Origin of the sequence: uncultured Campylobacter sp., from assembly GCF_938045595.1 — a bacterium.
In the GTDB taxonomy this organism is placed as follows: domain Bacteria; phylum Campylobacterota; class Campylobacteria; order Campylobacterales; family Campylobacteraceae; genus Campylobacter_B.
Map to the genome: position 1 here is coordinate 1 of NZ_CALIBB010000299.1, position 1,397 is coordinate 1,397.

Annotated in this window: 1 protein-coding gene; it reads right to left on the reverse strand. The window is 52.5% G+C overall.

Going from position 1 to position 1,397, the window contains the following annotated elements; genetic code table 11:
* Positions 1-243 precede the first annotated feature (243 nt).
* Positions 244-1,397: peptidase T (gene pepT / locus Q0340_RS11500; protein ID WP_298083417.1), on the reverse strand; the 1,154-nt coding region annotated here is incomplete at its 5' end.

The following is a 1,397-nucleotide window of genomic DNA, read 5'->3' on the forward strand; positions in this document are numbered from 1 at the left end:
AAGCTAAACTCGAAGTTGTTTCGATCCACCGCGCCCACGCACGCGTTGCTATCGTAAAGTGCGAGCAAGAATTCCGCCATCTCCTCGCTTGAGTGATAGCGCTTAAAAGCCGCGTCGTAGTCGTAGCCCGCGTCATCCGTCGCCACGGGACCAAAAATTATGTCCTGCATGGTAAAATTTCGCGGCGGAATGAATAAGCCAAATTTAAAATCAAATCTGCGCGCGGAGTAGAAAGCGCCCTAGCTAGGCTCGCGCCGCCGCCAGCGTTATGATCCGCTTAACCACTTCGCTCGCCGCTTTTAAAGAGCCTACGGGCAGGTATTCGTAGATCGAGTGGAAATTATGCCCGCCGGTAAAGAGGTTCGGGCACGGCAGCCCCTTTGCGGAGATGACGGCGCCGTCGTAGCCGCCTCGCATAGGCTTGATCTTAGGCTCGATATTTAGGCTTTTAAAAGCCTGCTTCGCAAGGCGAATTGCTGGCGCGTCGTCGTTTTTCAAAAAGTTATAGACGTTTTTATAGCGGTCGTTTAGCGAAATTTCGATCCGATCGCCCCAGATCGCGCGAAGCCCGTCCGCAGTTTTTTGCAAAAATTCCATGCGCTGCTCGTATCTTTTCTCGTCAAATTCCCTCACGTCGATCTTTAGGACGGTCTTTGCGCTGTTGCCGCTAAGCTCCTTGACCCAAAAATAGCCCTCCTTGCCATCGGTGTATTCGGGCGCCTCGCCCGCGGGCAGCAGCGAGATAAACTTGTGCGCCAAAAGTAAGGAATTTACGAGCTTGCCCTTGGCGTTCATCGGATGAGCGGACTGGCCTTTGAAGGTAACGACGCAATCGCCCGCGTTCCAATTCTCGTAGATAAACTCGCCGATGCCGCAGCAATCAAGGCAGTAGCCAAAATCCGCGCCTATCTCGCTTACGTCCAGCGCCTTTGCGCCCCGCAAGCCCTGCTCCTCGTCCGGCACGAAGCAAGCGATTATCTCGCCGTGTTTGATATGCGGATTTTGGACGAAAAATTCCAGCGCATTTACGATCGCTGCGATCGCCGCCTTATCGTCGGCGCCTAGCAAGCTGGTGCCGTCCGTTACGATGATCTCATCTCCTTTGTAACCCTGCAGCTCCTCATTTTCGCTCTCTTTAAGATAGATCTCTAGCTCTTTGTTTAAGCAAATATCACCGCCTTCGTATCTTACGATCTGAGCTTTGGTATCATTCGTCTGCTCGGCGCTGGTATCGAGGTGAGCGAAAAACGCTATGCTCGCAGCGGGCGCGTCTAAATTTGAGGGAATTTTAGCGATCAAAATCGACTTCTCGCTAAGGCTGATATTTTTTATGCCCAGAGCTTCGAGCTCGACTTTTATGAGACCTGCGAGCTCAAGCTCCTTGGGATTTGAGGGCA